19 protein-coding genes are annotated in these 23,860 nt (G+C 70.7%); 12 read left to right on the forward strand and 7 right to left on the reverse strand.

The features are described 5' to 3' along the window. Positions 1–2 precede the first annotated feature (2 nt). Complete coding sequence (locus ABZ464_RS21225; RefSeq protein ID WP_359279162.1) at positions 3–2,564, reverse strand: GH32 C-terminal domain-containing protein; 2,562 nt, start codon at positions 2,562–2,564, stop codon at positions 3–5. A gap of 139 nt (positions 2,565–2,703) precedes the next feature. Next, entirely contained in the window at positions 2,704–3,570 is an 867-nt protein-coding gene (locus tag ABZ464_RS21230) for a serine hydrolase domain-containing protein (protein WP_359279163.1), read from the reverse strand. Positions 3,571–3,752: 182 nt separating this feature from the next. Here ABZ464_RS21230 and ABZ464_RS21235 point away from each other — a divergent pair, with 182 nt between their 5' ends. Together ABZ464_RS21235 and ABZ464_RS21240 are read left to right on the forward strand one after the other, a co-directional pair. Beyond that, the gene (locus ABZ464_RS21235) at positions 3,753–4,346 is read left to right on the forward strand and encodes a hypothetical protein (RefSeq protein WP_359279164.1); all 594 of its coding nucleotides are present in this window, start codon (positions 3,753–3,755) and stop codon (positions 4,344–4,346) included. A gap of 264 nt (positions 4,347–4,610) precedes the next feature. Then, positions 4,611–6,212, forward strand: a complete 1,602-nt coding sequence (locus ABZ464_RS21240; protein ID WP_359279165.1) for an NAD(P)/FAD-dependent oxidoreductase — start codon at positions 4,611–4,613, stop codon at positions 6,210–6,212. Between the two features lie 218 nt (positions 6,213–6,430). Here the strand turns inward: ABZ464_RS21240 and ABZ464_RS21245 are convergent, their stop codons facing one another. Then, positions 6,431–6,865 carry a RidA family protein gene (locus ABZ464_RS21245; protein ID WP_359279166.1) on the reverse strand — a complete coding sequence of 145 codons (435 nt, stop codon included), beginning with the start codon at positions 6,863–6,865 and terminating at the stop codon, positions 6,431–6,433. A 141-nt stretch (positions 6,866–7,006) separates the two neighbouring features. On the opposite strand from ABZ464_RS21245, the gene ABZ464_RS21250 reads away from it, so the two are divergent. The 6 genes from ABZ464_RS21250 (at position 7,007) to ABZ464_RS21275 (ending at position 13,148) form a co-directional block, all read left to right on the forward strand. Continuing rightward, positions 7,007–7,822, forward strand: a complete 816-nt coding sequence (locus ABZ464_RS21250) for a fumarylacetoacetate hydrolase family protein (protein WP_359279167.1) — start codon at positions 7,007–7,009, stop codon at positions 7,820–7,822. A gap of 39 nt (positions 7,823–7,861) precedes the next feature. After that, positions 7,862–8,347 carry a cupin gene (locus ABZ464_RS21255; protein WP_359279168.1) on the forward strand — a complete coding sequence of 162 codons (486 nt, stop codon included), beginning with the start codon at positions 7,862–7,864 and terminating at the stop codon, positions 8,345–8,347. Then, positions 8,347–9,297 (forward strand): acyl-CoA thioesterase domain-containing protein, encoded by a 951-nt coding sequence (locus tag ABZ464_RS21260; protein ID WP_359279169.1) that lies wholly within the window; start codon positions 8,347–8,349, stop codon positions 9,295–9,297. Before ABZ464_RS21255 ends, ABZ464_RS21260 begins: the two co-directional genes overlap by 1 nt. A gap of 109 nt (positions 9,298–9,406) precedes the next feature. Continuing rightward, positions 9,407–11,782: a bifunctional salicylyl-CoA 5-hydroxylase/oxidoreductase gene (locus tag ABZ464_RS21265; RefSeq protein WP_359279170.1), complete on the forward strand. Its 2,376-nt coding sequence runs from the start codon at positions 9,407–9,409 to the stop codon at positions 11,780–11,782. Continuing rightward, on the forward strand, positions 11,779–12,243 hold the full coding sequence (locus ABZ464_RS21270; protein WP_359279171.1) for a hotdog domain-containing protein: 465 nt from the start codon (positions 11,779–11,781) through the stop codon (positions 12,241–12,243). The genes ABZ464_RS21265 and ABZ464_RS21270 overlap by 4 nt, the downstream gene beginning before the upstream one ends. Before the next feature lie 5 nt (positions 12,244–12,248). Then, positions 12,249–13,148 (forward strand): PaaX family transcriptional regulator C-terminal domain-containing protein, encoded by a 900-nt coding sequence (locus ABZ464_RS21275; protein WP_359279172.1) that lies wholly within the window; start codon positions 12,249–12,251, stop codon positions 13,146–13,148. A gap of 126 nt (positions 13,149–13,274) precedes the next feature. On the opposite strand, the gene ABZ464_RS21280 is transcribed toward ABZ464_RS21275, so the two are convergent. Both ABZ464_RS21280 and ABZ464_RS21285 read right to left on the reverse strand, forming a co-directional pair. Continuing rightward, entirely contained in the window at positions 13,275–14,960 is a 1,686-nt protein-coding gene (locus ABZ464_RS21280) for an indolepyruvate oxidoreductase subunit beta family protein (protein WP_359279173.1), read from the reverse strand. Further along, on the reverse strand, positions 14,957–17,125 hold the full coding sequence (locus ABZ464_RS21285; protein WP_359279174.1) for an indolepyruvate ferredoxin oxidoreductase subunit alpha: 2,169 nt from the start codon (positions 17,123–17,125) through the stop codon (positions 14,957–14,959). The genes ABZ464_RS21280 and ABZ464_RS21285 overlap by 4 nt, the downstream gene beginning before the upstream one ends. Before the next feature lie 249 nt (positions 17,126–17,374). Here ABZ464_RS21285 and ABZ464_RS21290 point away from each other — a divergent pair, with 249 nt between their 5' ends. Further along, positions 17,375–18,178 (forward strand): cyclase family protein, encoded by an 804-nt coding sequence (locus ABZ464_RS21290; RefSeq protein ID WP_359279175.1) that lies wholly within the window; start codon positions 17,375–17,377, stop codon positions 18,176–18,178. A gap of 305 nt (positions 18,179–18,483) precedes the next feature. On the opposite strand, the gene ABZ464_RS21295 is transcribed toward ABZ464_RS21290, so the two are convergent. Continuing rightward, positions 18,484–19,467, reverse strand: coding sequence for an AraC family transcriptional regulator (locus tag ABZ464_RS21295; RefSeq protein ID WP_359279176.1), 984 nt, complete (start codon positions 19,465–19,467; stop codon positions 18,484–18,486). Between the two features lie 116 nt (positions 19,468–19,583). Here ABZ464_RS21295 and ABZ464_RS21300 point away from each other — a divergent pair, with 116 nt between their 5' ends. The 3 genes from ABZ464_RS21300 (at position 19,584) to ABZ464_RS21310 (ending at position 23,403) form a co-directional block, all read left to right on the forward strand. Next, positions 19,584–20,372, forward strand: coding sequence for an SDR family oxidoreductase (locus tag ABZ464_RS21300; protein WP_359279177.1), 789 nt, complete (start codon positions 19,584–19,586; stop codon positions 20,370–20,372). Between the two features lie 76 nt (positions 20,373–20,448). After that, positions 20,449–21,672, forward strand: coding sequence for a styrene monooxygenase/indole monooxygenase family protein (locus tag ABZ464_RS21305; protein WP_359279178.1), 1,224 nt, complete (start codon positions 20,449–20,451; stop codon positions 21,670–21,672). A gap of 21 nt (positions 21,673–21,693) precedes the next feature. Then, complete coding sequence (locus ABZ464_RS21310; protein ID WP_359279179.1) at positions 21,694–23,403, forward strand: styrene monooxygenase/indole monooxygenase family protein; 1,710 nt, start codon at positions 21,694–21,696, stop codon at positions 23,401–23,403. Between the two features lie 159 nt (positions 23,404–23,562). Here the strand turns inward: ABZ464_RS21310 and ABZ464_RS21315 are convergent, their stop codons facing one another. Continuing rightward, positions 23,563–23,763, reverse strand: a complete 201-nt coding sequence (locus ABZ464_RS21315) for a hypothetical protein (RefSeq protein WP_359279180.1) — start codon at positions 23,761–23,763, stop codon at positions 23,563–23,565. Between the last annotated feature and the right edge of the window lie 97 nt (positions 23,764–23,860).

Consider the following 23,860-nt stretch of genomic DNA (forward strand, 5'->3'; position numbering starts at 1 on the left):
CGTCAGTCGCGGTAGGAGCCGAGGTGCCGGACGAGGGCCTCGTCCAGCCGCACCGAGCCGTTCTCGGCGAAGACCTGCACGCCCTGGTCGTCGGGGTCGGGGAAGATCTGGTCCGTGATCACGGCCTCGCCGCTGCCGCCGAAGACCTCCACGGACGACCAGTCGACCAGGATCCGCAGCTTCACCTTGCCGTTCTCGGTCGTGAGCGGGGCTCGCTGCACTCCGGGGAAGGCGCTGCTGAAGCCCACGGCGCCGGAGTGGGTGCGGTCGACGTACAGCTCCTGGGTCGTGGTGTCGTAGCCGATGACGGTTTCCCGGCCGTCGGCTCCGGTGCGCACCTTCAGGCCGAAGCGCTCGGCGCTCCCGGGGGTGAAGGTGGCCTCGATGTCGAGTGCCTTCCCGTCGGCCAGGGGGCCGGCCAGGGAACGGGAGGCGCTGGTGAGGGTGGTGCCGGACACCGTCAGCTCCTTCCCTGTGCGCAGGGAGGCCACGCTCTTCACCGGCTGGCTGGTCAGCTGGATCCGGCCGTCGACCGTACGCAGGGCCATCTCGCGGGGGATGCTCTGCGCGCCGCGCCACGGGGAGGTGGGGACGGACCCGCCGTACTCCCAGTCGTTCATCCAGCCGATCATGTACCGCTTGCCGTCCGGGGTGTCCTCCCAGGACACGGCCGCGTAGTAGTCCTTTCCGTAGTCGGCCCAGTCGGCGCGCTGCACGACGGACCTGGCGGGAGCGTCCGCGAGGGTGAAGCGGTCGGCCAGGATGTGGCCCCAGCCGGCGGTGTTGTTGTCGACGATCTGGATCCGCGCCTGCTTCCCGGCGTAGGGGCGCAGGTCGAAGGAGGCCCAGTCGAGGCTTTCGCTGTTGGAGCCGGTGGCGCTGCGGACGACCTGACCGGCGACGAGCAGGTTGACGGAGGTCTCCCGGGACACGGGCCGCGCCCGGGTGTCGGACAGCACGACGTGATCGACGTTGATGTGGCCCCAGCCACCGGTGTTGTCGTCGACGATCCGGATCCGCGCCTGCTTCCCCGCGAGTTCCCTGACATCCCAGGAGGCCCAGTCCAACGCCTCGTCGTCGTTTCCGGTGGTGCTGCGGACCACCTTGCCGTCCACGACGAGTTCGACGGCGGTGGGGTCGGGGGAATCGGCGGGATGATTGCCGCCGCCGACGAGGAAGTCGATGTAGTCCTTGTCGACGGTGAACTCGGGCGAGGCGAGGGTTCCGGTCGTGGAGTCGCCGTAGAGGTAGCTGTCGACCAGGCCGTCGCCCAGCCAGCCGGTGACCTGTTGCTGGTCGGGGAGCGTGCCGGAGGCGGGCGCGGTGCCGAACGCGTCGCCGGTCGTCGTCCAGCCGCCGTAGGTGCCGCCCTCGAAGTCGGCGAGAACCGTCCCCTCGGGTGTGGCTCCCCGTTCCGGCACGGTCCCGTCCTGGTGCGGGTGGTTGCCGCCGCCGACGGTGAAGTTGAGGTAGGAGCCGGTGACAGTGAAGGGCTGTGAGGTGAGGGTCCCGGTGGTGGCGTCTCCGCCGTGGAAGCTGTTGGCGAGGCCCTTCCCGTCGAAGCCGGTGACCGCTCCCTGCCCGTCCAGGGTCCCCGCTGCCGGCCCCTCACCGAACGCTGTCCCGGTGGTCGTCCAGGTGCCGAAGCCCGTGTCCTCGAAGTCCTGTACGACCGTACCGGCGGGCGGGGTGTACGTACCGGGGTCGTCCGCGGTGAACTTCTCGCCGTCGAAGTCGCCCACGAAGTACTGGGCGCCCGAACCGCCGGTGATGCCACCGGGGTTGATGTTGACGACCAGGACCCACTTGATGTGCTTCTTGTCGCCGTCGACCGCGAGGGGGAACAGGTCGGGGCACTCCCACACTCCGCCCGTCGCTCCGGCCGGCCCGAACTCGCTGAGCTGCGTCCAGTCCTTGAGGTTCTTGGAGGAGTAGAACCGCACCTTGTGCTCGGCGGACAGCGAGACCGTCATCAGCCAGCTCCGGGTGGGGGCGTACCACTGGACCTTCGGATCACGGAAGTCCTTCGACCCGATGTCGATGACGGGATTGCCGGCGTATCTGGTCCAGGTGCGGCCGCGGTCGGTGCTGTAGGCGAGGGACTGCGCCTGGGTGCCGGTGGACGGGGCGTGGCTGGTGTAGATCGCCACCATGGGCGGGTTCTCCTTGGTGCCGAACCCGGTGGTGTTGTCCCGGTCGACCACCGCGCTGCCGGAGAACACCATCTCCTCGTCGTCGTACGACAGGGCGAGCGGCAGCTGCTTCCAGTGCACGAGGTCCGTGCTCACCGCGTGCCCCCAGGACATGTCGCCCCAGGAGGCGCCGTGGGGGTTGTACTGGTAGAAGAGGTGGTACTCGCCCTTGAAGTACACCAGGCCGTTGGGGTCGTTCATCCAGTTCGTCTGCGGCGTGTAGTGGAACTGGGGCCGGTAGGTCTCGGAGTACGGCGGAGTGTCGGCGGCGACGGCCTGAGGGGCGAGCAGCGCCGCCGACAGGGCGCAGACGGTTGCCACGGCCGCGATCATCCGTGTGCGGGCATGCCGGACCACACGCACCGAGCTCATGGGGCCTCGCCTCCTGTTCTGCGGGCTTCAGGGATGTCATCGTTGACTTGTGTCATCGATGACACCGGCTTGGCCTGAGCATGAGGGTTTTCCGGCCGTGTCGTCAACGGTGGCGATGAGATTCGGAGCCGACGTGCCGTCAGGCCCCTTTCATTGACGGGGGATGGGTACGCCTGCGGAGCGGAGTCCGGTCTCGGTGAGCGCGGTCAGCCGGGCCGCGATCGATGCCTGGTCGGCGCGATGGTTGTTGATCAGCTTGTACTGGGCCGAGGCGTTGGCCCAGGCCTGCCGGCGCCCGGGCCAGCACCAGGGCCTCGCGCTGCGCGGCCACGTAGTCGGGACTGAAGCCGAGGCCGGGCATCCGGTCCAGGTAACTGTGGTGGTGAGGCTCGGGGATCTCCGACGAGGTGCCCGGCGCCACGGTGCCGGTCGTCCCCAACGGCCCCAGGATCAGCCGCCGCAGCTCCTCGGCGAACGAACGGCCGGTGACCTTCTCGATCGCCGGCCGGGCCAGTACGTAGTTGGTGTTGGCGTAGCTCCAGTCCGTCCCCGGCGCGAACCGGGCCGGCTTGGACAACGACAGCCGTACCAGCTCTTCGGGCAGGTAGGTGTGGAATCGGTTGTCCACCCGTTCCTTGCCCCGCCAGGTGACCCCCGGCACGTTCGTTCCGTCCTCGTAGAGCTCGCCGGTGTGGTTGAAGATCCCGCTGGTGTGCTGCAGCAGCATCCGCACGGTGATCCGCCGGTCCAGGCCGATCCTGCCCTCGGCCACCAGCATGAGCACCACGGTCGCGACGAAGCTCTCGGTGCTGCTGCCGACGCGGAAGTGACCGCCGGTCAGCGGCTCGGTGCTCCGGCCCAGCCCGCGCGCCCCGGCGCTGCCGACCCACTCGCCCCGCTCGTCCTTCACCCGCAGCTCCACCCCGAGGAAACCAGCCGCGACGATCTCCTCGATCCACGGATCCCGGACCCGCAGCCGGCCGACGAGCCTGTCATGCCCAGCCATCCGCTCAGTTCCCGGGCAGTGACCCAGAAACCGCTGCCGCATGCGCCGCACCGCGCGGTGCGCACGTCCGATACGGCGTGTCGGCCAACCGGGCGAGGGGACTGGTGCAGCGGCATGGTGCGAGAACCCGGAGCGGGGTGCGGTCGGAGACTGGCGGCCCGGAGTCAGGCAGGAGAGAGAACATGGACGACCGCAGCCGCCCAGGCGCCCAGGGCTCCGTGACCAACGGCGCGGACCGGGGAGCCGGCAATCGGGCCGGGGTGCTGGGCACCGCGCTGGCGGGCGTACTCGCGTTCGCGCTCGCGTCGGGCTCGTGGCAGTGGTTCTCCACCTACCTCGGCCTCACCCTGCTCGCGGTGATCTTCTCCTTCACCCGTCCGCCCGTCCCCACGCCGGGTGCGAGGTCCGAGTACACGCGGAGCTTGACGGCCTACTCACTGGTCGTCGGTCTGTGCGTGGCCCTCGCAGTGGCCCCCGCCATGCAACGCTGGGCCTGGTTCTTCCCGATGTCGGGCACCCGCACCAAGTGCGCCCGTCTGGGCAGCTATGCGTCACTCCAGGCGCAGGCCGCTCTCAGCGGCCTGGGCGGCCAGGACAGCGCCGCGCTGGCGTACGCGCAGAGCGACCAGAGCCGGCACGCCGTCGACGACTGTCTGGCGTCGACGACGACGCTCTGGCTCCCGGTGTACGCGCTGGCGGCAGCCCTCCTGGCGGCGCTCGGCGCCTGGCTGGTGAGCAGGGCGGGCGCGAGTCGGACGACCGCCGGGAAGCCGTGAACATTCCCACCCTGCCGGACCACTGGATTCGCGAATACATGCCGATTACACAGGGAGAAGGAGCACCACGATAATCGGCCTGCGGTCGAATTTCCCCATCACTTTGCAAGCTGCCGGACGCCGCGTCACATGGACAGAGAACCGCGCTCAGTGGATAGCCGGAAAATGCACCGTCCTCTATTTTCTGTGCAGCCTTCCCGCCTGGCCTTCGGTGATCCCGCGGACTTTCGGCCCACCCTTTCTCGACACACCACAGGAGCACTCATGGCCAGCACCGTCGACGTGATCGTTGTCGGATCCGGGATCAACGGCCTGGTTGCCGCCGCCGAGCTCGCCAAGTCCGGCTGGTCGGTCGCGTTGATCGAGCGTGCCGACCGGCTGGGCGGCTTCATCGCGACCGAGGAGCGCACCGTCCCCGGGTACCTGCATGACACGTACTCCTCCTGGCATCCCCTGTTCGTCTCGGGTGGCGCGTACGCCGCGCTGGGCGCCGATCTGCATCGGCACGGCCTGCGTTACCTGAACGCCGACGGTGTCGTCACCGCGACGGTCAAGGACGACGGGCGTGTGGTGGTGGCGCACCGCGACCCGCAGGCGACCGCCGCGGAGTTCGCCCACCCCGAGGACTCCACCGCCTACCTGGCGATGCTGCAGCGCTTCCTCGACAACGCCGACGCGATCGGCGGCTTCCTCGGCAGCGAGCTGCGCTCGCCCCAAGTCCTGCGCCATGCAGCCAAGTTGCTGCGCCACGAGAAGCTGGCCGGCACCGAGACCTGGCTGCGGGACACCCTCACCAGCGGCCGCTCCTACTGCCGCCGCGAGTTCCGCGGCGACGAGGCCGACCTTCTGTGGGCGCCCTGGCTGCTGCACGCCGGGCTCTCGCCCGACCACGCCTCCGGCGGCCTCATGATCCCGATCCTGGCCGCCACCCTCCACGGCTTCGGACTGCCGGTCGTCGAGGGCGGCGCCGGTCGCTTCGTGGATGCCTTCCGGGCGCTGCTCACCGAGTCGAAGGTGGACATCCGTACCGGCTGCGCCGTGGAGCGCATCGTGGTGAACGGCGACGGCCGCGCCGTCGGTGTCGTCTGCGACGGTGAGACGCTGCGCGCCCGCCGTGCCGTCCTGGCCTCCGTCACCCCGTCCGCGCTGTACAACGAGCTCCTGCCGGCCGGTGCCGCGGTCTCCCCCGTCGTCCGCGCGCAGGCCGACCGGTTCCGCCACGGCCGGGCCGCGATGCAGATCCACGTGGCTCTCTCCTCCCCCCTCACCTGGAACGACGACCGTCTGGCCACCGTTCCCCTGCTGCATCTGAGCGACGGTTCGGCGAGCACGGCCATCGCCTGTGCCGAGGCCGAGGCGGGGCTGTTGCCCCGTCGGCCGACCGTGGTGGTGGGACAGCAGCACGTACTGGATCCGTCGCGTGTTCCGGAGGGTGCCGCGGCCCTGTGGCTCCAGCTCCAGGAACTGCCGTTCGCGCCGATCGGCGACTCCGGGGACGAGCTGGACGTGTCCGGCGGCTGGACCAAGGACCTGGCGCAGGGATATGCCCGCCGGGTGATCGCACGCGTCGCGCGACACGCTCCCGATCTGCCGGAGAAGCTGCTCTCCTTCGACGTCGTCACGCCCGTCGATCTGCACGCGGCCAACCCGAACGCCGTCGCCGGCGACCCGTACGGCGGCTCCGCCGAGCTGGACCAGAACCTTCTGTGGCGTCCGTTGCCGGCCACCGGCCGGCACGCGACCCCGGTGCCGGGGTTGTGGCACATCGGCGCCTCGACGCACCCCGGTCCCGGACTCGGCGGCGGGTCGGGACACCTCGTCGCCCAGCATCTGCTGCGCCGGGACCGCCGCTCGCTCCGGCGATGACACCTCTTCCCGTCTTCCCGACCCTGCGATCGGCGCCATCGACGTGGGGCGCCGCGGCGCGGACGCATGACAGTGGGACGGCCGATCACGGCCGTCCCACTCGCGCTCGGAGCCCGCTGCGGCTGGAGGGCAGACATGAGAGCCGCCCATGAGGGGCGTCAGATGTTTCAGCATCACGACGGACGTCACAGGCGGAGAACGGAGAACCGATGGAGAACTCAGGATGCCACGGGCCTGACGAGGCGTTCGTCGGGGATGACCGCGACGCCGACGATCTCGATCATGGCCTCGGGCTGCCACAGCCCCGTGGTGCCGATGCCGGCCATCGCGGGGTAGACCGGGCCCGCGAGCTCGCGCCACACCTCGCCGATCTCCTTCCCGTGCGCCTGGTAGTCGGGGATGTCGGTCAGGAAGATCGTGATGCTGACGAGGTCCTGCGGGATGCCTCCCGCTTCCGCCAGCGTGGCGAGGACGTTGCCGAACGCCTGCCGGAACTGCTCGACGATACCGCCGGGGACGATCTTCATGTCCCGGTCGAGGGCCGTCTGGCCGCCGAGGTGGAGCGTGTTGCCACTGAGCGTTCCGTGCGAGTAGCCGCTGGGCTTGGCCAGGGACGCGGGATTGATCGGAACCGGGGCCGAGTGGGTCGCCATGGAGAGCTCCTGCGTGACGTTGCGGGGTCCGTTCTGTCTGCGCCACACCGTAGCATCTATTGACATCGATGTGACGGTCGTAGAAATAATGGAATATACGAAGCCCACGACAGAGCAGAGCGAGGAAGAGAGGGAACGTCCATGCGTCTTGCGACCGTCGCCCATGCGGCCGGTACGAGCGCCGCGGTGCTCCACGAGGGCACCTGGCGGGCGCTTCCGGCCGCCGACCTGTCGGCGCTGCTGGCAGCGGTGCCCCCGCGGCAGACGGCGGAGCAGGCCGGCGCGGTGCTCGGCGACGCCGTACCCGTGCTTCCGCTGCCCGCTCCGGGCAAGGTGATCTGCTGCGGACTGAACTACGCCGATCACATCCGCGAGACCGGGCGGGAACTGCCCCGGTACCCCACGCTCTTCCCCAAGTACGCCGACACGCTCACCGGTCCCGAGGCCGACATCGTGCTACCGAGGGGCCTCCAGGTGGACTGGGAGGCCGAGTTGGCCGTCGTGGTCGGCGCGACCCTGCGCCACGCGGACCGCGCGACCGCGCTCGCCGGCATCGCCGGCTACACCGTGGCGAACGACGTCTCGGTGCGCGACTGGCAGTACCGGACCCTGGAGTGGTTCCAGGGGAAGGCCTGGGACGCGTCCACCCCCGTCGGCCCCGTGGTCGTCACGCCGGACGAGATCGACCCCACCGCGGGCCTGGAGGTGATCTGCCGGGTCAACGGCGAGGAGGTCCAGCGCGACACCACCAAGACCCTCGTGTTCGACTCCGCCGACCTGCTCGCGTACATCTCCGCCTTCACCGTGCTGCGCCCCGGCGACCTCGTGCTGACCGGCACACCGGGTGGCGTCGGAGTGGCCCGGGATCCCAAGCGGTTCCTCGCCGACGGCGATGTCGTGGAGACCGAGATCCCCGGTATCGGCACGCTGCGCAACACCGTGCGCTTCACGGACTGACGAACGCCCCACTCACTCATCCAGCGACGAGGAGTCCCCATGAACCCCGATCCCAGCCAGTACGTCCTCGAGGGCGACAACTCCCTGTACGCCACGGCCGGCGGCCTGGTGGTACCGGTCGTCACGCGGGCCGGAGCGGAACCCGGGGACACCGGGCAGTCCGCCGGGGCCACCCGGATCTCGGGCGTGAGCATCCAGCACACCCCGGCGACGAAGATCTGGTTCGGCAAGGTCCACAACGACAGCGGCTACCGGTCGGTGCCCCACCACCACGGCGAGGCCGAGACCGGCGGCTATGTGCTCTCCGGCCGCGCCCGGATCTACTTCGGCGCGAAGTTCGAGGACTACATCGACATGGCGGAGGGGGACTGGGTCTTCGTCCCGCCGTTCCTGCCCCACGTCGAGTGCAACCTCGACCGCAACAAGCCGCTGACCTGGATGACCACCCGCACGCCCGAGAACCTCGTGGTCAACCTCCCTCAGGTCGCGGACGCCGACCTGCGCGACTGGCTGGACCGGCCCTGATGACCGACGTCACCTCGGAGGTCTTCACGGCCGCCGTCACCCTGACCCCCGCCGAGGCCCACTCCTTCGACCTCGCCTTCACGGCGGTCACCCAGCCCTGCCCGTGGCCCAAGGCGTACGGCGGCGACCTGGTCGCCCAGGCCGCGGCCGCGGCGATGAGGTCCGTCGACGACGGCAAGACGCTGCACTCCATGCACTCCTACTTCATGCGGCCCGCCGACATCGGCGCCGAGGTGCGGTACGAGGTGGAGGTGCTGCGCGACGGCCGCGGCTACGCGACCCGGCAGGTGCGCGCGTACCAGAACGGCAAGGTGCTCTACGTCTGTCTGGCCAACTTCGCGGCCGGCGAGCCCGGTGCGAGCCACACCGCCGGCCTCCCCGACTGGCTGGGCGGCGCGGACCTGCCCGTCCCCGAGGACCTGCCCAGTTCCTCGGACTACCTGGCCGAGCGGGCCGGCGGGACGATGACCGAGGTCTCCAAGGACTACTGGCGCGGCGGCCGCGGCTTCGACATGCGCCATGTGCCGGGCCCCGTCTACCTCACGGTCGAGGGCAGCCGGGAGCCCCACCAGGCGGTCTGGGTCAAGCCGTTCGACGCGCTGCGGCCGGTCGACGGGCTCACCGACGCACAGCGCGACACGGCCGCCCTCGCCTACGTCTGCGACTACACGATCCTCGAGCCCGTGCTGCGTGTGCTCGGTCTGCCCTGGGCGCAGGAGGGGCTGGTCACCGCCAGCCTCGACCACGCGATGTGGTTCCACCGCGCCCCGGATCCGGGCGTGGCGGACGGCTGGCTGCTCTACGCCCAGGAAGCGGTCGCCGCCGCCGCGGGGCGCGGCCTCGCCTCCGGACGCTTCTTCACCCCGGACGGCACCCATCTGGCCACCGTCGTCCAGGAGGGGATGATCCGCGCCGCCCGGAACGGCGCCTCCCCGGGAGGACACGGATGACCCTGTCGCCCTCGCTGCCGCGCCCGTGCGGCGGCGAACCCCAGCATTTCGAGCTCGGTGGGACCGTGCTCGGTAGGACCGTGCTCGGTAGGACCGTGGAGGACCAGTCATGAGGATCGCTATCGCGGGCGGCGGGCCCGGAGGGCTGTACTTCGCGGCTCTGATGAAGCAGCTCGACCCGGCGCACGAGGTCACCGTCTGGGAGCGCAACGCGCCGGACGACACCTTCGGCTTCGGCGTCGTCTTCTCCGACGAGACCCTGGGCGGCATCGACAACGCCGACGACGTCGTCCACTCCGCGATGGAGAGCCGGTTCGCCCGCTGGACGGACATCGACATCGAGGTCGACGGCAGCCGGTTCACCGTGGGCGGCCAGGGCTTCGCGGCGATGAGCCGCAAGGAGCTGCTGCAGATCCTCCAGGGGCGTGCCGCCGAGCTCGGGGTCACCGTCCACTACCGCGCCGAGGCGCCCGACGTGGACGAGCTGCGCGCCTCGTACGACCTGGTGCTGGCCGCCGACGGTCTCAACTCGGCGATCCGCACGAAGTACGCCGATGTCTTCGGGCCGTCGCTGGACCGGCGGCGCAACAAGTACATCTGGCTGGGGACCGACCTGGTCTTCGAGGCGTTCCAGTTCTTCGTCAGGCAGACGGAGTGGGGCACCATGCAGATCCACGGCTACCCCTACTCCGACAGCGGCTCCACCTTCATCGTGGAGATGCACGAGGACGTCTGGCGGCGCGCCGGCTTCGACCGGACCGAGGACCAGGTGTTCCCGCCGGGAGTCTCCGACGAGTACGCCGTCGCACGGATCGGCGAGATCTTCGCCGACGAGCTCAGGGGCCACCGGATCCTCACCAACAACTCGAAGTGGCTGAACTTCACGACGGTCCGCAACGAGCGGTGGTACGACGGCAATGTGGTGCTGCTCGGCGACGCGGCGCACACCGCGCACTTCTCGATCGGCTCGGGCACCAAGCTCGCCATGGAGGACGCCCTCGCGCTGGCCGCCTGTCTGCACGAACAGCCGACCGTGGCCGAGGCGCTGGCCGCCTACCAGACCGAGCGCAAGCCCGTCGTCGAGTCGACCCAGCGGGCCGCGCAGGCGTCGCTGGAATGGTTCGAGAACATCGGCATGTACGCCGGCCAGGATCCGGCGCAGTTCGTCTTCAACCTGCTCACCCGCTCGCGGCGCATCACCTTCGAGAACCTCAAGGAACGCGACGCCGGGTTCGCCGCGCGGATGGAGGCGGAGTTCGCCCGGCATCAGCGGGCTCCCGAGGTCGCCCCGGCGATGTTCCAGCCGGTCCGGATCGGCCCGCTCGACCTGAAGAACCGCATCATCGTCTCGCCGATGGACATGTACTCGTCGGTCTCCGGCGTCCCCGGTGACTTCCACCTGGTGCACCTGGGCTCCAAGGCACTGGGCGGAGCCGGTCTGGTGATGAGCGAGATGGTGTGCGTGTCGCCCGAGGGGCGGATCACCCCCGGCTGCCCGGGACTGTGGACCGACGAACAGCGCGACGCCTGGCGCCGCGTCACCGACTTCGTCCACGGGGGGACCACGGGGAAGATCGGTCTTCAGCTCGGCCACTCGGGCCGCAAGGGCTCGACCAAGCTGATGTGGGAGGGCATCGACCAGCCGCTCGACGACGGCAACTGGGAGCTGATCGGCCCGTCCGCGATCCCGTACGGCGCCGACTGCCACGTCCCCCGGGAGGCCACCCGCGCGGACCTGGACAAGGTGGTCGCCGACTTCGCGGCCGCCGCCGCGCGCGGCGTCCAGGCGGGCTTCGACCTCATCGAGGTGCACGCCGCCCACGGCTACCTGCTCTCCTCCTTCCTCTCCCCGATCGCCAACGAGCGCACCGACGAGTACGGCGGATCCCTGGAGAACCGGCTGCGGTTCCCCCTGGAGGTCTTCGACGCCGTACGCCAGGTCGTCCCGCCGCACATCCCGGTCACCATCCGGATCTCGGCGACCGACTGGATGCCGGACGGCAACACCGAGGACGACGCCGTGGACATCGCCCGCGCGTTCATCGAGCACGGCGCGGCCGCCATCGACGTCTCCTCCGGCCAGGTCGCCAAGGACGAGAAACCGGCCTACGGCCGCTCCTACCAGACCCCCTTCGCCGACAAGATCCGCCACAAGGCGGCCGGTCCCGCGGGGGTGCCGGTGATCGCGGTCGGCGCCATCTCCTCGTACGACGACGTGAACTCGATCCTGCTCGCCGGGCGGGCCGACCTGTGCGCCCTGGGCCGCACCCACCTGTACAACCCGCAGTGGACCCTGCAGGCCGCCGCGGAGCAGGAGTACCGCGGTGCGGGCGCGCAGTGGCCGGTGCAGTGGCAGGCGGGCCGCCGCAAGCCGCCCGCCTCGCGCACCGACAAGATCCCGCCGCGTCTGTCGCTGCTGCGTGAGGGAGCCGCCGACGACGTGCACCTGCGCTGGACTCCGCTGTCCTCCACGGTGTCCGCGTGACCACCTCGTCTCGGACCTCGAACCCGGTGGGCGTGCACCGGACACGTATCGAGTGGATCGACACCGATGCCGCGGGGATCTACCACAACAGCACGGTCGTGCGTCTCGTGGAAGCCGCGGAGGCCTCGCTCATGCACGGGCTCGGCCTCCACGGCTACTTCCCGGTCGCGCCCCGGGTCCACTACGAGGTGGACTTCGAAGCGCCTCTGTTCTTCGGCCAGGACGTGTCCACGGCCGTCGAGCTGACCCGGATCGGCACCAGCTCGATGACCTTCACCTTCGAGGTCTGGGGCGAGGAGTTCTCCGGCCGCCCGCGCGGCCGGGCCGCGCACGGTCGCTACGTCACCGCCCACATCGGCCGCGACCACCGCGGCGGCGCCGGGAGCACACCGTGGCCGCGGGAGTGGGTCGCCGCACTGAGCAGGGCGGGCCGGTCACCTGATGCCCGTCCGGCATACTGACTGCGATGACCGTAACCAAGGGCGACCGGCCCACCGCAGCCGCGCGTCGTTCACGGACCGTGCTCGTCAGTTTCCTCGGCGCGATCGTGCGCAAGATGGGCAACTGGATGCCCATCGCCGGCGCCGTCGAGCTCCTGACCGAGACGGGCCTGGACGCGCCCAGCGTCCGGACGGCCGTCTTCCGGCTGAAGAAGCGCGGCTGGCTGGTGTCGGAGAGCCGCTCCGGAATGCGCGGCTACGCGCTGACGCCGGCCGCGCTGGAGGCGCTCGCCACCGGTGACGAGGTCATCTGGCACGCGCGGCAGCCGGCCGATCTCGGCGACGGCTGGTGCTTCGTGAACTTCTCCGTGCCCGAGTCCGCCCGCGCCCTGCGCCACCAGCTCACCGCCCACCTGACCTCCCTGGGCTTCGGCAACATCGGATCGGCGGTCTGGATCGCCCCCGCGCGGATGCTCCCGGCCGCGCAGCGCGCCATCGCGGAACTGGAACTCACCGAACAGTGCGCCGTCTTCGTCGGCGACTACGTCGCCGGGCAGGCGCTGCCGAGCATGGTCCGAGGCGGCTGGGACCTGGACGGGATCGACCAGCGCTACCGCGAGTTCCTCAGCGAGTACGAAGGGGAGGCGGACCGCCTCGCCGAGGCCGGCGTCATAGCGGGGACGCACGCCTTCGTCACGTACCTCTCCGTGATCGACCACTGGCGCAAGCTGCCGTTCCGGGACCCCGGACTGCCGCGCGAGGTGCTGGCCGAGGACTGGAGCGGCCCCGCCGCCGTCCAGCTCTTCGAACGGATGGTCACGACCCTGGAGGGCCGGGCCCTCGCCCATGCCGCCTCCTACTGGTCCACACAGCCGAGGACGCCCGACAGAACGAACGCCGCCGAACCGCTCCAGCGGACCCCCTGACCCTCCTGCGACTCACCGCGGGCCGGGGCCCGGATCGCACATCCTCGTACACCTGGACCGACGGTCGGCCGCCCCGGCAGTGTGTCTCCTGCCGGGGCGGCCGTCGGCGCGGGGTCCGAAGCCGCGTCAGCCGACCGGCGTCGGCCGTGCCGCGAGTTCGGCGCGCAGCTTCGCACCGTCCTCGTCCGCGAGGGCCGCGGCGCGCAGGCTCCTGAGCCGTTCGGCGCCGGTGTCCGAGAGCGGGAGTTCGCGGGCGGCCGCCATCAGCAGGTCGAAGCTCTCGCCGCCGTGGGCGTAGGTGGCTCCGTAGCCCTTGAGGACCTGCTGGCACTCGATGATCTCGCGGGCCAGGGCGGCGTCCTTCGCCGCCGTGGTGCGGACGAGCTCCAGCCAGGCGTCGATCGCCTCCTGCTCCCGGACGAACCGCAGCGACCTGGGGCGCAGCGGCCGCATCCGGGCCAGTACCGCGAGCGCGGTGTAGCCGGTGACGGAGGTCGTGTTGAGCACGATGCCGCGGTCGGTGGCGGTGTGCACGAGCCGTCCGAAGAGTTTCGAGCGCAGCAGGATCGACCCGAGGCCGGCGGGGAGGGTGTCGGTGATCTCCTCCACCTGGGGGTGGAGGTACTCGCGGACCTGTGCGAGGTGTCCGTCGCCGACCTTCGCCTCCTCGCGGACCCGCTCCATGCGGCGGTTGCGGGTCTTCTGCAGGGCGACCTGGATGGTGTCCTGGTAGCACATCCACAGCGCGATGTGCCGGGCGGCCTCGCGGGTCAGCGCCGCGTCGCCGTCGGCGTCGGGGTCGAGGGCGGCCACCGCGGCGACCCGGGTGAGGTACTGGTCGGCGTACTCGGGGCTCTGGTAGACGGCCGTGCGGACGACGCCGTGCAGCGCCGTCGAGCGTGCGGCGGCGGGCAGTTCCGCGGCGCGCAGGGCGTGGGCGGTGAGCGCCGGTCCGACGAGGGAGGCCGGGTCGGTCAGCGCGATCCGGGCGCGTTCGCGTTCGGCGGCCTGCTTGCGGTCCTCGGCGGTCTCCGGTCGGCGGCGTCCGATGGTCACCGGGACCGGCCCGCCGGAGCGGGGCGGGGGCCCGGCCGGCGGTTCGGCGGCCGGCTTCGTGCCCTCGGCCACCTGGTTCGCGGCGTCCGTGTAGGCGAGGGCGAAGGCCTCCAGCGACCGCTCCGCCGCCTTGGGGAAGGACCGGATCGGCGCCTCGAACTGTTCCCGGGTGAACGGCAGGGCGCCGGACCCGGCGAGGGCGCCGTAGAGGGAGGCGCTGATGACGCTCCCCACGCTCTCGGCCATGGTGGCGAAGTCGGCCGCCACCAGGGTCTTCGCGGCGCGCTGCGCGGCGGCGAAGAGTTCGTCGGCGTCCACCCGGCCGTCGCCGGGCGCGATCTTCTCGTCGACGGAGTAGGTCCGGTTGGTCGAGGTGATCAGCGTGGTGCGGTCGGGGGTGGCGAACCCGCGCTGGACGGCGCGACCGCACTCCATGAGTTCGGAGGTGATGACGATGTCGACCTCGCCCGGTGTGGGGAAAAGGCTCAGGATCGGTTCGGTGCGGCCGCCCGAGGGCGCGCCCTCGGGGGGCGGGGGAAGGAGCTCCACGTAGTAGACGGTCGCGCCGGTGCGCTGTGCGACGCCGGCGACCGAGGTGTTCTGCGCGGCCCAGCCGGCGTGTTCGCCGACCTCGACGATCCAGTCGGCCAGGACGCCGCCGCCCTCGCCGCCCATGGCGAGGATCGCCAGGGTGATCGGGCGCTGTCCGCCGCGCCGGCTCGTGCCGTACGTGCTCTGCGACTGTGTCGCGGTCATCGGGCTGTCACCTCGTAACGTGCCGCACGGGCCTCCAGGCCCTTGGATGCCATCGCGATCCAGCGGTTGCGGACCGCGGCGAGGAACCGGTCCCACCGGGTCGGGTTCTGCACGACGTCCGTCCGGTAGAACGACGGACACAGGACCGCGGCGTGCGCGTTGGCCCCGCAGACCCCGCAGCCGACGCAGCTGTCGAGCACGGTGGCGACGGGGTCGGTGCGCAGGGGGTCGGGGTTGTCGGTGATGGTCAGGGACGGGCATCCGGAGATACGGATGCAGGCGTGGTCGCCCGTGCAGGTCTCCGGGTCGACGCCGAACCGTTCGCGGACGACGCGCTTGCCCGCCCTGAGGTCGGCGGTCCGCTGTTTCTTCACCCGGCGCTGCCGGTTGAGCTGGCACTCGCTCTGCGCGACGACCACCTTGGGCCCGGGTTCCCTGGTCGTCAGCGCCTCGACGAAGAGGTCGCGCAGCGCGGAGACCTTGTAGGTGTTGGTGACGGTGCGGCTCCAGCGCACGCCGATGCCCCGCACGGCCTTCTCGATCGGGTGCTTGGTCGAGCGGATCGGGTTGTCGGCCTGTGAGGAGAGGACGTCCTGACCGCCGGTCGCGGCGCTGTAGGCGTTGTCGACCACGACGAGCAGCTGATCGTTCTCGTTGAAGACGGCGTTGCCGACGCCGCTGGTGAGTCCGTTGTGCCAGAAGCCGCCGTCGCCCATGATCGCGATGGTGCGCCGGTCGGCGTCCTTGGAGTTGAGTGCCGAGGCGCCCGCGGACCCCAGGCCGTAACCCATCGTGGTCGCGCCGAGGTTGAACGGTTCGTTGACGGCGAAGAGATGACAGCCGATGTCGGCGCTGATGTGGTGCTGCCCGGTCTCCCGCTCGGCGAGCTTCAGGGCGCTGAAGATCGGGCGTTCGGGGCAGCCGGTGCACAGGCCCGGCGGGCGCTGACGCATCTCGGGTGCGGCGATGCGCGGTGCGAAGGGGCTGGCGGGGTCGGACTCCGGGAGCAGCAGCGAGGGTTCGTGCGCGACCGCCGCCGGGAGGTAGGTGCGGAGGAACTCCGCGACACCCTTGGTCATCGCCGTGGAGGTGTACTCGCCCACCGTGGGCACCAGGTCCTTGCCGTGCAGCACGGTGTCGCTGCCGGCGCGGCGCAGGACGGCGTGCAGGTTCTGCTCGATGTAGTCGGGCTGCCCCTCTTCCAGCAGCAGTACGGCCCTCTTGTCGGCGCAGAAGTCCAGGATCTCGTCGTCCACCACGGGATAGGTGACGTTCATGACGTAGAGGGGCACGCTGGTACGGCCGTACGGGTCGGAGGCGCCGAGCAGTTCGAGGGAGCGGTTGAGGGTGTTGTAGAGCCCGCCCTGGACGATGATGCCGACGTCGGCCGCCCCGTTGCCGAAGACCTCGTTGAGACCGCGTTCCTTGATGAAGCGGACGGCGGCCGGCCAGCGGTCCTCGTGCTTCTCCTTCTCGTGGAGGAAGGTGGCCGGCGGCAGAACGACCCGGCTCAGGTCGCGGCGGGGGTTCTCGATGGCGTCCTTGACGGTCATCCGGGGCCGCCGGTTGTCCTTGGCCGTGAACGTGCCGTGCAGATGGCAGGAGCGCAGGCGCAGTTGCAGCATCACCGGCGTGTTGCTGACCTCCGACAGTTCGAAGCCGGCCTCGACCGCGTCCACGATGGCCCCCAGGTTGGGGCGGGGGTCGAGCAGCCACATCTGGGACTTCATCGCGAAGGCGTGCGAGCGTTCCTGCATGATGCTGGAGCCCTCGCCGTAGTCCTCGCCGACGATGACCAGCGCGCCGCCGGTGACTCCGCCGCTGGAGAGGTTGGCCAGCGCGTCCGAGGCGACGTTCGTGCCGACGGTGGACTTGAAGGTGATCGCGCCCCGCAGCGGCTGGTGGACCGACGCCGCGAGCATCGCGGCCGCCGTCGCCTCGGACGCGCTGTTCTCGAAGTACACGTCCAGTTCGGAGAGCACCTCGTGCGCGTCGCCGAGCACGTCCATCAGATGGGAGATGGGCGCACCCTGGTAGCCGCCGACGTAGGCGACGCCGGACTGCAGAAGCGCCTTGGTCACCGCGAGGATGCCCTCTCCACTGAACGTGGATCCCGCTCCTTGCCGCAGCTTTCCGATCTCGGCGGCGAATGATCGCTCCGCCATCGTTGCCTCCTTGCTCTGGGGAGCCGGCCCCGCGGCCCCGGCTCGAAGATCGCAACCGCGCTGCGGCCGTGGGAGGCCGGCTGGGGCGGATTTCGTGCGATGTTGCGGTGACCTTAGGACCGTGTCCGGGTGCGGGCTATCCGTCCAGCGCGGGATCGGTCCGCTGAGCGCGGAGGGGTCTTCGATCGGCGCGTCCGCGCGGTCATGCTCGTCGCCACGCACAGCACTCCTCCCGGAAGGACCACGCGCATGAGCGACGTCATCACCTCCGCTGTCCACCTGGCGGCGGTCGCCGAACAGCTCGCCTCCGGTTCCATCGAGGTCGTCGACCTCACCGCTCCCCTGCACGCCGGGACCCCGATCCTGGAGCTCCCCGAGTCCATGGGCCAGACGGCCCGTTTCGAGCTCGAGGAGATCAGCCGGTTCGACGACCGCGGTCCGGCCTGGTACTGGAACAACTTCCGCACCGGTGAGCACACGGGCACCCACTTCGACGCGCCGAACCACTGGGTGACCGGGAAGGACCTGGACGACGTCTCCCAGGTTCCGGCCCAGCGGCTCGTCGGCCCCGCGGTGGTCATAGACCGGACGGCCGAGGTGTCGGCCGACCCGGCCCACCTGCTCGACGTCGCCGACCTTCGGGCCTGGCAGGAGGAGCACGGCCCGCTGCCGGAGCGTTCCTGGCTGCTGTACCGCACCGGCTGGTCCCGGTACGCCGACGACCCGGCGGCGTTCGCCAACCTCGGTGAGAACGGCCCCCGCACTCCGGGCCTGACCCCTGCCGCCGCCCGGTACCTGGCCGAGGAGACGGGGATCCTGGGCATGGGCGTCGAGACGGTCGGCACGGACGCCGGTGCGGCGATGGGCTTCGAACCGCCGTTCCCCTGCCACTCGTTCCTGCTCGGTACCGGAAAGTACGGGCTGACCCAGCTCCGCCACCTGGACCGCCTGCCGGTCACGGGGGCGGTCCTGATCGCGGCCCCGCTGCCGATCGTCAACGGTTCCGGGTCCCCGTGCCGTGTACTCGCGCTCGTGCCCCCGCAGGAGGGCTGACCCCGACTGCGGCGTATGACGGGGCCGCCGGCATCCTGCGGGTTGCCGGCGGAGTCGTGTCCCGTTCCCACCGTGGAATCCGAGTTTGCCGTCATCGTCCATAAAGCATTTGGACCGCACGTTACATACATGCATGGCACGGCCACCGGACGGTGCTCCTCGAATTGGAGTCGGTCGACGCGGGCGCTCCCTGCACACGAATCGTCTCCGCGCCGGCTGTCGCCCATGGAGCGTTACGACGGCCCCCGAGGCGCCGTCCGTCGGGCGGAGCCGGACTGCGCCACCAGCCCGCACATGGCCCCGGGTCAGCCGCGCAACGTCTGCGAAGGGTGCTCGCCGAACCTCTCCCGGTAGGCGATGGCAAAGCGGCCCGGGTGGAAGAAGCCCCAGCGATAGGCGACATCCGTGACCGTCACCAGGCCCGGAGCGGCCGCCTTGAGCTCGGCCCGCACCCGGTCCAGCCGCACTTCACGGAGATACGACACGGGTGTCGTCCCGACATGCCGGCGGAAGCCCTCCTGGAGGGCCCGCACGCTCACCCCGACCGCCTCGGCCACGTCCTCCACGGTGAGCGGCTCGGCGGCATGGCACTCGATGATCTCCATCGCCTTGCGGACGGCGAGGGGGGCCACCCGGGGCTGCTCGCCGTGCAGGGCGGGGCTGTAGTTGTGCGGCTGGGCCATCAGCAGTTGCGAGGTCAGCAGCGCATCCAACTGCTTGACGATCAGCTGCCGGCCCAGCATGCCACCGGGGTTGTCCGCATCACGACGCAGCAGGTCGACGACGGCCAGCCATGAGCGGGCGGCCGGCGTGGTGAGGTCCATGCCGAGGTCGAACCGCACCGGCTGCCTGGGCTGCCGGCCGAGCAGCTTGCCCAGGTGCTCCTCCAGCGCGGTCCGGCGCACCCAGACGATCAGCTGGGGGGTGCCCTCGTGCCAGCGCATGGCCAGATGATCGGTGGGTGCGGGCACGGACGCCAGACGGGGCGTCGACACGATCTGCTCACGGCCGCAGGCGATCTCGGCGGCCCCCGCGAGCGGGATCTGGACGAGATAGAAGTCCTCGAGCGCACCCGGCGTGATCATCACATCGGCGCCGTAGTCCAGGTAGTACAGGCCGGTGTCGCCGAACGCCACACCGTGCATCCGCGCGTCCAGCCGCGCCGACCGGTTGACCACACGCAGGTCGTGCGGGCAGAAGGCGCGCCCCACCTGCGCCTGCGCCTCCTCCACCTGAGTGGTGCGGAAGCGCTCGTGCCCCGTCAGTGGGAGCACTTCGGTGGACGACATCAGGACCTCCGGGCGACGGGAGCGGGATCTGGACGGTGCGCCGCGTCATCCGGATAGCGGCTCTGCCCGACCAGGCCTAATTTTTCGGCAACTCCCGACAAAGACCAGGAGACAGCATGAGTGGATTGTCGGTCAAGACCGTTCTGGTTACCGGCGGGTCAACCATTATCGGAAAAGCGGTCGTGCGTGCATTTCACGCAGCCGGGGCGAACGTCGTCGTCGCAGACATCGACAAGGACGGCGGCCTCGAATTGGCAAAGGAAATAGGGGACGGTCTCCTCTTCGTGCCGGCCGACATCACCGACGACGCCCAGGTCGCCGATCTGGTCGCGCAGGCGGTCGACAGGTTCGGCCGGCTGGACATCCTGGTGAACCTGGCGTGCTCGTACGTCGACGACGGCTTCGCCTCCACCCGTGCCCAGTGGCTTGAGGCCCTCGACGTGAACGTGGCCGCCGCGGCCGTGCTCGCCCAAGCCGTGCACCCGCACTTCCTCGCCCAGGGCGGCGGCGCGATCGTCAACTTCACGTCGATCTCCGGCAAGGTCGCCCAGCCGGGTCGCTGGCTGTACCCGGTGAGCAAGGCAGCCCTCGTCCAGCTCACCCGCAACATGGCCGCCGACCTGGCCGCGGACAACATCCGCGTCAATTCGGTGAGTCCCGGCTGGACCTGGTCGAAGGTGATGGACCAACTCACCGGTGGAGACCGGGAGAAGACGAACCGGGTCGCCGCGCCCTTCCATCCGCTGGGCCGCGTGGGCGACCCCGAGGAGGTCGCCCGGGTCGTCACGTTCCTCTGCTCCGACGAGGCGTCCTTCGTCACCGGAGCGGACTGGGCGGTGGACGGCGGCTACTCGGCCATCGGACCCGAGGGCCTGGTCCCCGCGATCCCCCGGCTCGCGGAGTAGCCCCGCTGCGCTCCCAGCGACAACGGCTCCCCGTACGAACCCCGCTCATCCCCCTTCCGGACCGGAGGTCCACCACATGCGCAAGATCACCATCATCGGCGCCGGGCAGGCCGGCCTCCAGCTCGGTGTCGGGCTGCTGGACCACGGCTACGACGTCACCGTCGTCACCAACCGCACCGGGCAGCAGATCCGCGAGGGCCGCGTGATGTCCAGCCAGTGCATGTTCGGCACCGCCCTCGCACACGAGCGGAACCTGGGCCTGGACTTCTGGGACACCAAGTGCCCCCCGGTCGAGGGCATCTCGTTCACCGTGCCGGACGGCCAGGGCGGCCGTGCCTTCACCTGGGCGTCCCGGCTGGACGCGGCGGCCCGCTCCGTGGACCAGCGCGTCAAGATGCCGGCCTGGCTGGAGGAGTTCGAGCGCCGCGGCGGCAAGACCGAGCTGCGCGAAGCCGAGGTCGAGGACCTGGAGTCCTACGCCCGCGACTCCGACCTCGTGATCATCGCCGCGGGCAAGGGCGAGATCGCCGGCCTCTTCGAGCGCGACGCCGCACGGTCGACGTTCGACGCGCCGCAGCGCGCCCTCGCCCTCACCTACGTCACGGGCATGGCGCCCCGGGACGACTTCTCGGCCGTCGGCTTCAACATGATCCCGGGCGTCGGCGAGTACTTCACCTTCCCCGCGCTGACCACCTCCGGCCCCTGCGACATCATGGTCTTCGAGGGCGTGCCCGGCGGCCCCCTCGACTCCTGGAAGGGCATCACCTCCCCCGAGGAGCACCTCGAGCACTCCCTGGAGATCGTCCGCACCCATGTCCCCTGGGAGGCCGAGCGCCTCGGCGACGTCCGGTTGACCGACGCGGGCGGCGTCCTGGCCGGCCGTTTCCCGCCCACCGTGCGCAAGCCCGTCGGACAGCTTCCCTCCGGGGCGCCGGTGCTCGGTCTCGCCGACGTCGTCGTCCTCAACGACCCCATCACCGGGCAGGGTTCGAACAATGCGAGCAAGTGCGCGGCCTCGTACCTCGCGAGCATCCTGGAGCACGGCGACCGGCCGTACGACCGGGCCTTTCTGCAGGAGACCTTCGAGCGGTACTGGGACTACGCCCAGTACGTCGCCACCTGGACGAACGCCCTGCTGGGCGCCCCGCCGGAGCATGTCCTCAAGCTGCTCGGCACCGCGGCCGGCAGCCCGCGCATCGCGCGCCGGTTCACGAACGGTTTCGACGACCCCCGTGACTTCTTCCACTGGTTCATGGACCCCGCGTCCGCCGAGAACTACCTCGCCGCCGTCGCGGCCTGACGCAACATCAGGAGTACGGTCATGAGGAGCATCGCCGTCATCGGCGCGGGGCAGTCGGGTACGCAACTGGCGCTCGGTCTGCTGGACCGCGGCTACGAGGTCACCCTGGTCACCGACCGCGGGCCGGACGAGGTCAGGCGCGGCCGGGTCATGTCCAGCCAGTGCATGTTCGACACGGGTCTGCGCACCGAGCGCGCGCTGGGCCTGGACGACTGGCAGGGGGAGTGCCCGCAGATCTCCGGGATCGCCGTGTCCCTCGTGGGGGAGGACGTCTCGTGGAGCGCGTCGCTGGACGCGCCCGCCCAGTCCGTCGACCAGCGGGTCAAGTGCGCCGCCTGGATGGAGCGTTACGAGCAGTCCGGCGGCAGGCTCGTCGTGCGGGCGGCGACCGCGGCCGACCTGGAGGAGTACGCCCGTACGCACGACCTGGTCGTCGTGGCGACCGGGAAGGGGGAACTGGGCCGGATCTTCCCCCGCGACCCCGAGCGCTCCCCCTACGACCGGCCGCACCGCGCGCTCGCCCTCACCTACGTCACCGGGGCACTCCCCCGCCCCGGCGACACGGCCGTCGACCTGAGGATCGTGCCCGGCGTCGGCGAGTACTTCACGTTCCCCGCGCTCACGGTGACCGGCCCCTGCGAGATCATGGTCTTCGAGGGCGTGCCGGACGGACCGATGGACTGCTGGGACGACGTACGCACACCCGAGCAGCATCTTCGGCGCTCGCTGGAGATCCTGGAGCGCTTCTTCCCCGACGAGTACGAGCGCTGTCGTACGGCGAGCCTCACCGACGAGGGCGGCGTCCTGCGCGGACGGCTGACCCCGACGGTACGCCGGCCGGTCGCCCAACTCCCCTCCGGCCGGCATGTGCTGGGGATGGCCGACGCGATCGTGCTGTGCGATCCCCTCACCGGACAGGGCTCCAACAACGCGGCCCAGGCGGCCGAGCACTACCTGGACAGCATCCTGCGTCACGGTGAGGACGACTTCACACCGGCGTGGATGCGGCGCACCTTCGACGGCTACTGGCGCGGCTGGGCGCAGTGGTCCGTGGCGTGGACGAACGCCCTGCTGGCCGGGCTTCAGCCGCACCAGCGGCAGTTCATCGCCGAGGCGGCCGAGGTCCCCGAGGCGGCGGCCGCCCTCGTGAACGGCTTCGACGATCCCCGCACCCTCTACCCCTGGTGGGCCGAGCCCGCGGAGACCGGGCGGCTACTGGCGGAGAAGCGGGCACAGGTGCGCTCCGCGGTGGACGTACGGGCCCTGCGCCAGGCCCTGGGCCAGTACGCCACCGGTGTCACGGTGGTCACGGCGCGCGCCACCGACGGCCGCAGGGTGGGCATGACGGCGAACTCCTTCACCTCGGTGTCGCTGGATCCGCCCCTGGTGCTGTGGTGCCCCGGAAAGAACCAGCCGAGTACCCCAGACTTCACGTCCGCCACGCACTTCGCGGTCAACATCCTCGCCTCCGACCAGCACCATCTCTCCCGCCAGTTCGCCACCCCGGCCGACGACAAGTTCGCCGGCGCCCGGATCGGCGACGGGGTCGCCGGAACGCCCGTGCTGGAAGGGTCCGTCGCCCGCTTCCAGTGCCGTACCGTGCAGTGCCTCGACGCGGGCGACCACGTCATCGTGATCGGCGAGGTCGAACACTACGACGCCCCTGGGGGCGAACCGCTCGTCTTCCATTCGGGCAGCTACCGCCTCGCGGCCAAGCATCCCGACCTGTGAGACCAGGATGAACTCTCCTGCCGTGCCCGTGCGGCCATCCTCGGCGGCTCGTGCCGTGGGCCGGCGCAGCATCACCGCCGACACCCTCTTCACCGGCGGTGCGTCGACCTCACTCCGTCCGGGCGAGTCGATCACGACCGTCCAAAGGCCGTCCCGGGCTCACCGCTCCGGCCGGGCGTGGCCGCCTTCGACCATGCCGGAGTGAAGACCGTGGGCGACGCACACGGTTCGGCGGTCAGCGCAGCCATGGTGCAGCACGCCGTGGACGTCCACGGCGAACCGGCCTTCTCCGCCGAGGCGTCGGGCAGCCGCGTCCGGCGGTCGGCCGAGCTGCCGGATCATCGCCGGGGTGTTCGACACCGCTTCGGTGTACACCGCATCGCCGTACACCGCGCGGAAAGACCGCGAGTCCCGTAGGGTCGCAGTGCCGCCGCGACAGGAGCGGCGTTGCGGTGTG

Origin of the sequence: Streptomyces sp. NPDC005820, from assembly GCF_040630255.1 — a bacterium.
Taxonomy (GTDB): domain Bacteria; phylum Actinomycetota; class Actinomycetes; order Streptomycetales; family Streptomycetaceae; genus Streptomyces.

Bases quoted from the DNA above. Each gene is read 5' to 3' on its own strand.
- ABZ464_RS21300 (WP_359279177.1), top strand. From the start codon at position 19,584: ATGAGTGGATTGTCGGTCAAGACCGTTCTGGTTACCGGCGGGTCAACC.
- ABZ464_RS21310 (WP_359279179.1), top strand. From the start codon at position 21,694: ATGAGGAGCATCGCCGTCATCGGCGCGGGGCAGTCGGGTACGCAACTG.
- ABZ464_RS21260 (WP_359279169.1), top strand. From the start codon at position 8,347: ATGACCGACGTCACCTCGGAGGTCTTCACGGCCGCCGTCACCCTGACC.
- ABZ464_RS21230 (WP_359279163.1), bottom strand. From the start codon at position 3,570: ATGGCTGGGCATGACAGGCTCGTCGGCCGGCTGCGGGTCCGGGATCCG.
- ABZ464_RS21280 (WP_359279173.1), bottom strand. From the start codon at position 14,960: ATGACCGCGACACAGTCGCAGAGCACGTACGGCACGAGCCGGCGCGGC.
- ABZ464_RS21275 (WP_359279172.1), top strand. From the start codon at position 12,249: ATGACCGTAACCAAGGGCGACCGGCCCACCGCAGCCGCGCGTCGTTCA.
- ABZ464_RS21245 (WP_359279166.1), bottom strand. From the start codon at position 6,865: ATGGCGACCCACTCGGCCCCGGTTCCGATCAATCCCGCGTCCCTGGCC.
- ABZ464_RS21225 (WP_359279162.1), bottom strand. From the start codon at position 2,564: ATGAGCTCGGTGCGTGTGGTCCGGCATGCCCGCACACGGATGATCGCG.
- ABZ464_RS21250 (WP_359279167.1), top strand. From the start codon at position 7,007: ATGCGTCTTGCGACCGTCGCCCATGCGGCCGGTACGAGCGCCGCGGTG.
- ABZ464_RS21255 (WP_359279168.1), top strand. From the start codon at position 7,862: ATGAACCCCGATCCCAGCCAGTACGTCCTCGAGGGCGACAACTCCCTG.
- ABZ464_RS21240 (WP_359279165.1), top strand. From the start codon at position 4,611: ATGGCCAGCACCGTCGACGTGATCGTTGTCGGATCCGGGATCAACGGC.
- ABZ464_RS21290 (WP_359279175.1), top strand. From the start codon at position 17,375: ATGAGCGACGTCATCACCTCCGCTGTCCACCTGGCGGCGGTCGCCGAA.
- ABZ464_RS21285 (WP_359279174.1), bottom strand. From the start codon at position 17,125: ATGGCGGAGCGATCATTCGCCGCCGAGATCGGAAAGCTGCGGCAAGGA.
- ABZ464_RS21265 (WP_359279170.1), top strand. From the start codon at position 9,407: ATGAGGATCGCTATCGCGGGCGGCGGGCCCGGAGGGCTGTACTTCGCG.
- ABZ464_RS21305 (WP_359279178.1), top strand. From the start codon at position 20,449: ATGCGCAAGATCACCATCATCGGCGCCGGGCAGGCCGGCCTCCAGCTC.
- ABZ464_RS21235 (WP_359279164.1), top strand. From the start codon at position 3,753: ATGGACGACCGCAGCCGCCCAGGCGCCCAGGGCTCCGTGACCAACGGC.
- ABZ464_RS21295 (WP_359279176.1), bottom strand. From the start codon at position 19,467: ATGTCGTCCACCGAAGTGCTCCCACTGACGGGGCACGAGCGCTTCCGC.